7 protein-coding genes and 3 pseudogenes are annotated in these 7,675 nt (G+C 56.2%); 5 read left to right on the top strand and 5 right to left on the bottom strand.

All coding sequences use genetic code 11. The annotated features are described in order from the left end of the window. Positions 1 to 174: 174 nt before the first annotated feature. Positions 175 to 704 (bottom strand): annotated as a pseudogene (locus ACR0ID_RS18155) (transposase); the annotation flags it as partial. Between the two features lie 321 nt (positions 705 to 1,025). On the opposite strand from ACR0ID_RS18155, the gene ACR0ID_RS18150 reads away from it, so the two are divergent. The 5 genes and pseudogenes from ACR0ID_RS18150 to ACR0ID_RS18130 form a co-directional block, all read left to right on the top strand. After that, positions 1,026 to 1,700 (top strand): phosphatidylserine decarboxylase, encoded by a 675-nt coding sequence (locus ACR0ID_RS18150; RefSeq protein ID WP_480477954.1) that lies wholly within the window; start codon positions 1,026 to 1,028, stop codon positions 1,698 to 1,700. 12 nt (positions 1,701 to 1,712) lie between these two features. After that, a complete protein-coding gene (pssA, locus tag ACR0ID_RS18145; RefSeq protein ID WP_480495276.1) occupies positions 1,713 to 2,459 on the top strand; it encodes a CDP-diacylglycerol--serine O-phosphatidyltransferase in 747 nt (248 codons plus the stop codon). A 9-nt stretch (positions 2,460 to 2,468) separates the two neighbouring features. Continuing rightward, positions 2,469 to 3,092: a class I SAM-dependent methyltransferase gene (locus tag ACR0ID_RS18140; RefSeq protein ID WP_480520792.1), complete on the top strand. Its 624-nt coding sequence runs from the start codon at positions 2,469 to 2,471 to the stop codon at positions 3,090 to 3,092. A 95-nt stretch (positions 3,093 to 3,187) separates the two neighbouring features. Then, positions 3,188 to 3,900: pseudogene (locus ACR0ID_RS18135) on the top strand (IS6 family transposase). 52 nt (positions 3,901 to 3,952) lie between these two features. Continuing rightward, positions 3,953 to 4,027, top strand: a pseudogene (locus ACR0ID_RS18130) (IS6 family transposase); the annotation flags it as partial. 66 nt (positions 4,028 to 4,093) lie between these two features. Here the strand turns inward: ACR0ID_RS18130 and ACR0ID_RS18125 are convergent. The 4 genes from ACR0ID_RS18125 to ACR0ID_RS18110 form a co-directional block, all read right to left on the bottom strand. Continuing rightward, a complete protein-coding gene (locus ACR0ID_RS18125) occupies positions 4,094 to 4,789 on the bottom strand; it encodes an RraA family protein (protein ID WP_480607618.1) in 696 nt (231 codons plus the stop codon). After that, positions 4,786 to 5,481, bottom strand: a complete 696-nt coding sequence (locus ACR0ID_RS18120) for an alpha/beta fold hydrolase (RefSeq protein WP_480607614.1) — start codon at positions 5,479 to 5,481, stop codon at positions 4,786 to 4,788. The genes ACR0ID_RS18125 and ACR0ID_RS18120 overlap by 4 nt, the downstream gene beginning before the upstream one ends. Continuing rightward, complete coding sequence (locus ACR0ID_RS18115) at positions 5,478 to 6,602, bottom strand: cobalamin-independent methionine synthase II family protein (protein WP_480477944.1); 1,125 nt, start codon at positions 6,600 to 6,602, stop codon at positions 5,478 to 5,480. The genes ACR0ID_RS18120 and ACR0ID_RS18115 overlap by 4 nt, the downstream gene beginning before the upstream one ends. A 102-nt stretch (positions 6,603 to 6,704) precedes the next feature. Next, a complete protein-coding gene (locus tag ACR0ID_RS18110) occupies positions 6,705 to 7,667 on the bottom strand; it encodes a cupin domain-containing protein (RefSeq protein WP_480607611.1) in 963 nt (320 codons plus the stop codon). Positions 7,668 to 7,675: the final 8 nt, after the last annotated feature.

Genomic DNA, 7,675 nt, shown 5'->3' with positions numbered 1-7,675 from the left:
GTCATCGGACTGGAACTGCGCAGCCGCAACATGGAGACCCAGACAACCGAAGCCCGCATCGCTGTCAAAGCCCTCAACCGCATGACCCGTCCAGGTCGTGCGACCTAGGAACGTGTCGCATAACGAACCGGGGAAAGGGGCAAATGCGGCCCAAGCGCCATTCGTGCAACGCGGTCTTTCGACGCGCTTGTCATTCACCTGCCAGCCCGCATCTCTCGGCAAAGCCGCGATCCGGCGATAACCGTAGCGGCCATACTGGCGGGCCAATTCTATCATGTCCGCCACCAGGCGCTTCTCATCAGTTCGACCTTTCGGCAGCTTTCGCTGTGTGGATCGGTGCTGTTTCAGGACACGACACGCCCGGCGTTCTGAGACACGCAGTTTGCGGCGCACATGGTTGATGCAGGCACGGCGACGGGCGGGGCTCAGTAGTTTCCCTTGGCCGCCTCCGTCAGGATCAGTTTGTCCAGGGTAAGATCCGAGACGGCCTTTCGAAGACGCTCATTCTCTTTTTGAAGGCGCTTGAGTTTCTTCAACTGATCCGTACCCATTCCGCCGTACTTTTTCTTCCAGCGATAATAGGTCTGTTCAACAAGACCAATCTGCCGGATTGCATCCAGGCGGGACATGCCTTGCCCCATCAATATCTCAACCTGTCGCAACTTCGAGACAATCTCTTCCGGCTTCGGTCGCTTGTTCGCCATGTGGTTCCTCCGTTTTCTTAACCATAACGGCGGACCACTTCAGTTGGGGAGGCTCACTGCGTTCAGTAAAATTGGATTGCCACTTGGAAGAGGATGGCGGATTGGTGGATCAGAGTAAACGACCCCAAACTTACCAGCCGTCCGCACATTTCGACCAACCTGGAACAAGGGACGCATCGTCGGCCAGAATCGACGGCACTGGCCGAAACAGGTTTGTGCATCAGATATCGTCAAAGGATGAACTGACTGCGCTCGTCACACTTGCGTTCCTCACCAATCCTCCTATGAAAGTGCAATAAATTTATCGGGGGAAGGCTTGCGATGCGCATGCGCGATACGTTCATCAAACCGATGCATCCTGAAGGTATTCGGTTTGTCGCAATCTTTGCCGCAATAGCTGTCGGCCTGTTTTTACTTTCTGACATTCTGGGTTGGATTGGCGTCGGTCTCACGATCTGGTGTTACTATTTCTTTCGCGACCCGGAACGGGTGCCGCCGACGGAAGAGGGTTTGATCGTCAGCCCGGCGGACGGGGTGGTTTCGCTGATCGAAGCGGCGGTACCTCCGAGCGAACTTGGGATGCCCGACGCGCCGCTTACCCGTGTCAGCGTGTTCATGAGCGTCTTCAACTGCCATGTAAACCGAACGCCAGTTGAAGGTGAGATTGCTGCTGTTGCCTATCGCCCCGGCAAGTTTTTCAACGCATCCCTGGACAAGGCGAGTGCCGACAACGAACGCAACAGCTTGCGTATTCGTATGGCAAACGGTCAGGATCTGGCTGTTGTCCAAATTGCGGGCCTAGTTGCCAGACGGATCGTCTGCTTCGTAAAACCCGGTGACAAGCTGCAAACCGGAGAACGGTTTGGATTGATCCGGTTCGGATCTCGGTTGGATGTTTATCTTCCTGATGGTGTCGTGCCACAGGTGCGTGTCGGGCAAACGATGATTGCGGGCGAAACCGTCCTAGCTAGTTTGCGCACACCTGAACAAAAATAGGTGGTGGGATCTGTGGCAAAACCATCTAAGCAGGAAGAGACCGGGTTCGCGCTGATCCATTTGTTGCCCAATGCGCTGACCATAACAGCTATATGCGCGGGCCTGACGGCGATCAGATTTGGTGTACAGGGCAATTACGTGCTTGCGGTGCAGCTCATTATTGCTGCTTGCGTGCTGGATGGGTTGGACGGGCGTATTGCGCGCCTGCTCAGCAGTGACAGCAAAATCGGAGCGGAACTAGATTCACTCGCAGATTTTCTGAACTTCGGAGTGGCCCCGCCGCTCGTTCTTCATTTTTGGGCCTTGCAGGATATTCAAAACGCAGCGTGGCTTGCCGTCCTGTTTTATGCGGTATGCTGCGTGATGCGCCTTGCCCGTTTCAACGTGGGTAGCAAATCCGAAGCCTGTGATCAGAACGATGCCTATTTCAAAGGGGTCCCGGCCCCTGCGGGGGCGCTGTTGGTGATGCTGCCAATGTATGTTTCCTTCGCTTTTGCAGATGCCCCGCTGCTGCCCGGCATATTGATTTGTCTTTACATGGTGGTCATCGGTCTGCTGCTCATCAGCCGGATACCAACCTGGTCTTTCAAGACGACGCGGATCTCGCGCGAGAATGCAAAATACTTTCTCATCGGGGTCGCTGTTGTTGGCGCGGCGCTGCTGACCTATCCCTGGGTCACGCTGATCGCGCTTTGCGTTGGATATGTGGGAACGGTTGCCTGGGCCTGGCGTGGCAAGGAAGTCTCTTCTAACCGTTAAGGACCTGATATGGACATAAAAGCCGTTCAAAACTCCTATGCTCGATGGGCGCCCGTCTATGACAAGACGTTTGGAGCCATCACCTGTGTTGGGCGGCAGCACGCGGTTGACTATATCAATAGACACCCGGGCAAAGTACTGGAGGTCGGCGTGGGCACTGGTCTGTCACTGGAACACTACAAGCCCGAGATGCAGGTGACAGGGATCGATTTCAGCGAGGAGATGCTGAAAAAGGCCCGCGACAAAGTGGAAGCCCAATCACTGAGTCACGTCGAGGAGCTGCGGCAAATGGATGCCCGCTCGCTTGATTTTCCGGACAACCACTTCGATACGGTTGCGGCGATGCATGTGCTGTCCGTAGTTCCCGAACCGGAAAGGGTGATGGCAGAAATAGCGAGGGTCTGCAAACCGGGCGGCAGAGTGGTAATCACCAACCACTTCCAACGAAAGCGGGGTTTGATTGCTTCCCTTGAACGGGTTTTTGCCCCGCTTGCAAACACAATTGGTTGGCATTCTGATTTCGAAATCGACACAGTATTGCAAGAGGATGTACTGACCGTCGGAGAGCAAAGAACCCTGCCACCGCTGGGGATGATGACCTTTTTGGTTTTGACGAAAACAGCATTTGCATAACGGCCTTGTCAACAATTCTCGTGGCCCACAAACTAGGAATTGAGCAACAGGCATTGCCAAGTTGATCGCGCTGTCCTTTTCGGATAGCGCGTAACATGACCATACCGACTTCATTGCTGCGGCTGAAAGGCTTCCGTTTTCCTCGCGAAATCATCGCTTATGCGGCGTGGGCATATCATCGGTTTGCGCTCAGCTCGGCAGATGTGGAGGGTTTGTTGGGGGAGCGCGGCGTGATCGTCAGCCGCGAAGCCATTCGCCTTTGGGTGAACCGTTTAGGGTCTCAGTTTGCCGATTGTATCCGACGAGACCGGCCCCAGCCGCACGACAAATGGCATATGGACGAAGTGGTCGTCCCGATCAACGGCGTGAAACATTGGCTGTGGCGTGCAATCGATGGCAATGGAGATGTACTCGACATTCTGATCCAGCCTCGCCGCAATGCCAAAGCCGCAAAGCGTTTTTTCGGTCGATTTGTTGTTGCCTATGGCGAACCACGTGTCGTTATCACGGACAAGCTGCGTAGCTGTATACCAAGCCGTTCAAGGTCATCGCGCCGGGCGCCGACCATCGGGCGCACAAGGGGCTCAACAACCGGATCGAAGGGTCACACCGGCCGGCGCAAAAGCGGGAAAAGATGATGGGTCGGTTCAAATCACTAACCTAAGAGCAACGATTTCTCGTCGCCCATAACCAAATCAATACGATCTTTCGCCCCCGCCGCTATCGCCTTTCCACTCTCTCCTACCGCCATGTCAGCGCCGACGCGTTCAAGCTGTGGCAAGGTTATGCTACCGGGCTATCGGCTTGATTGCGCGGTCTCACGCTTATTCCAATCCACTTCTGATGACTTGGCAATGCCGGTCAACATAATCCGCAAAGGTCAATTCACGCCTGGGCTCCGCCCGTTTCAGCAGTTTATCCAACTGGTAGGATAATCGCTTCTCCAGTTCCATCCTTTCAGTTCTCGAAGAAACTTGCGGAAGACCCAGACGGTCCCAAGTTTAAGTCCGAGAGGCTTCAAACGCCGCCCATGCTTTTTCGAAGGCATCGAAATCGAACCCGGTTGCGCGGGCGGGATCCAGAATCAGTTTTTCGGTTTCAAGCAACTTGATGATCGCCCGTTCAAGCTTGCCCACGACTTCGGGCGGGATAACCAGCGCGCCATGCCGGTCCGCGTGCACGAGATCGCCATCCTTGATCACAAGGCCGAAAACTGTCACCGGTGTGCCAATCTCTTTTACGTGCACAAACCCGTGGCTTGGCCCGACAGACCCTGCAACTACCGGGAATCCATCCGGCAGGTCGCCGAGGTCCCGCATCACGCCGTTGGTCAGAGCGCCGCTGATGCCAAAGCCTTTGTGGACCGTCGTATTGATCTCGCCCCAAAAGGCGCCAACGCAATCTGGATAATCAAGATCCTCAACCACGGTGACAGCCGGGCCACTCCCACTTGCCATATGCCTGTAATAGTCCATCCGACGTTGGCGGATCACCTCAGGCGGTTCTGACGGCGGGCTCACAGCAGCGATCTTCGCTGTACGGGCATATCCCACCATCGCCCCCGCATCGGGATCAGAACACAACATCGTGCCCCAGGTAAATTCACTGAATCCGCGCTTGCCCTGCGCCACTTCGATGGCGTTACAAACAGTCGGAGTGTCGACCTTTTTCAGCAGGTCCAGCAAGGATTGGTTCATATCATCTCCAGCCAGCGGATCAGGGCCGCCGTTGTTTGTTGCGGTTGTTCCAATGTCGGCAGGTGGCCGGCGTTTTCGATGATCTCCAACCGGCTTTGTGGCATCAGCTCGTGCATCAACTCATGCCTTGAGACGGGGCACAGGCCATCGTCGCGCCCACAGAGAATGAGTGCTGTGTCGGTGAAGTTGCGCAGAGTGTTGCTCTGGTCAGGGCGATCACGCAGGGCTTTGGATTGATTGACGAAAACGTCCGGGCCAAGATCCATGGCCATGTCCATGCACAAATCCAGAATGGCGGCGCGGCGCGGACCGTCCGTCAGGTAGTTCGGTTTCATCTCTTCGGCCATAACCTTGCGCAGGTTGCCACGTCCGACGGCCTCAATCTGAGGGCTGCGCGTTGCTTTGACCTCGTCCAATTCAGCAAGTGGGTTCGTGTCCATCAATGCCAGACCAGCCACACGGTCCGGTGCCTGACGCAGGATTTCCATTCCCACGATGCCGCCCATCGAGAGCCCCGCCAGAGCAAAGCGTTTGGGTGCATAGACTAACACATCGGCGGCCAGCGCCTGCATCGTTTCATGGCCTCCGATTGGTGGGCACAGGATCGGGTATTTGCCTGATAAAGCGTCAATCTGCGGAGCGAACAACCGCGCATCGCACATCATTCCGGGCAGGAGGACAAGTGGCGTCATTTGACCAGGGCAGCCCCTTCGGCAAGTGCGCCCAACTTGGCGTAGGCGATATCCGGATCTACCGCACCAAAGCCGGCAAAGGTGCCAAAGCCGCAGTCCGATCCGGCGATTACACGCTCAAGTCCAACGATTTTCGTAAACCGCTCGATACGCTGAGCAATCAGTTCCGGGTGTTCGACAAAATTGGTCGTGGTGTCCACCACACCGGGCACAAGAACCTTGTCATCCGGAATTTCACCCTTGCGGTCACGGAATACCGTCCATTCATGCGCGTGGCGCGGGTTCGAGGTTTCGAACAGTACATAGCGAGATTTGGTGGACATCAGCGTCGAAAACACCTTGTCCATGCCGATGTCGCAGCAATGTGGCCCCTCGTAATTGCCCCAGCAGATATGGACGCGCACCTTGTCGGCTGGGACATTTAGCAATGCGTGGTTCAATGCCTCAACATGCATGTTGGCGATTTTCACGAACTCGTCGTCGGACAGATCGGTGAACAGCATATGCCGCGACAGGGCCAGATCCGGGCAATCCAGCTGCAAATCCAGACCCGCACCAATGATGGTCTCATATTCTTCTTTCATCGCGTCGGCCAGCGCGGCCAGATAGGCCTCGCGCGTTGGGTAGAAGTCATTCTGCAGAAAAAGGGAAATTACCCCTGGGCTGGCGGCGTTCATAAAACCGCGCGCGACCCCGTGTTCGGTCATCGCCGCCTTGAGATTGTCTATGTCCTTCTGCAGCTCAACTTGCCCTATTGAGCGCACCTCGCCCACGCACATGGGCCGTGCATATTGGGGCGTACCGCCATCATCCGCCAGACGTTGCAGATATCCGGGAAACATTTTGAGGTCCGCAGGCGCATTGCGCGGGCTGTCACCTGCAAAACCGGTATACCGGTCCTTGACGTAAGTGGCGTAAGAAATCTTTGAGGTCTCACCGTCCGAGACGATATCTACCCCAGCCTTGGCTTGTTTCCGCACGGTCTCGGACACGGCAGCGGTCATGCAGGCGTCAAATGCAGCCTGATCGAACGGTTCCTCTCGCTCGCGAGCAAAGATGAAATCAACGACCTTCTGATTTCGTGGCAGACTTCCCACATGGGTGGTTGAAACGCGGGTCATGTCTTCATCTCCTTCCAAATCTTGATCCAGCACCAGGCCGGAAACCCGGCGCTGGATGCGCTAAGCGCGCCCCGAATGAAACCGGGACACGCAATTTTGGCGTTATGCACCCGTCCAGGTCGCGCCTGCCGGATCGTCGGTTGCGGTGATACGATACAGCCCCGCTTCTCCGGTCATCGAAGGCTCGGCGCTGTAGCTTTCGCCGGGCAGAACCAGTGCGGTGTCGCCGTTGGACAGGGTGGTCTCGACCTCATTGATCCTGATGCGCCAATGGCCGCTGGCCGGCATCAGAACCACGGGTTTGTCCGCCTTGATCTGTTCGGCCACAGCCGAGCCACGGTTCAGGAAATCAACCTCGAACCCTGGCTTGTCCTTGATCAGGCCATTTTCACCGATCACAACCGCAGGCTTGTCCGCTGCCAGCGCCATCAGGTCCCAGTAGCGAGCGACATATTTTCCGATCACCGCATCAACGGGAACCTCGGGGTAGGCTTTCAGCTCTTCCTCGGTCAGCAGCGGCATGGGCTGCACATTGTGTGGCAGTTCCTCGCCTTTTTTGCTGTCGTAAAGGACGCCGTTATTGCCCAGCATCAGGCCATGGGCCTGCGCATCCTGAATGACTTGCGGAGCCCAGGTCACGCCGCCACCAGCGTCATCACCGCCCAGCATCGACATGATCATGCCATAGTCCCGGCCGACGTTCTCGAACCCGCGGAAGATGCCGGTCGGGATGTTGAAGATGTCACCTTCTTCAGCGATGAACTCGCCCGCCGTGCCATAACGACCCCAGAAGAACCGCCAACGACCTTTAGCAACAAAGAACACCTCGGCGGTAGTGTGACTGTGCAGTGAGTTGCGGCATTTCGGCGGTTGCCCCGCTGCGCCGATGTTGAACCCGATCTTGTCGGTGATGTGGACGTGTTGATCCGGGCTTTCGCTGACGCCGCCGCCAATGATTGTAAAGTTCTCTTTCTGGTCTGAACCTGGCGTGTGGGCGTCGATGAACGCGGTTTTACAAGGCTTCAGTTCGCCATAACGGACGATGCGGCTTTCGATGGTACTCATATCTTTTC

The organism is Ruegeria sp. AL2, from assembly GCF_056540845.1.
This window is presented reverse-complemented; position numbering and strand designations above follow the sequence as displayed.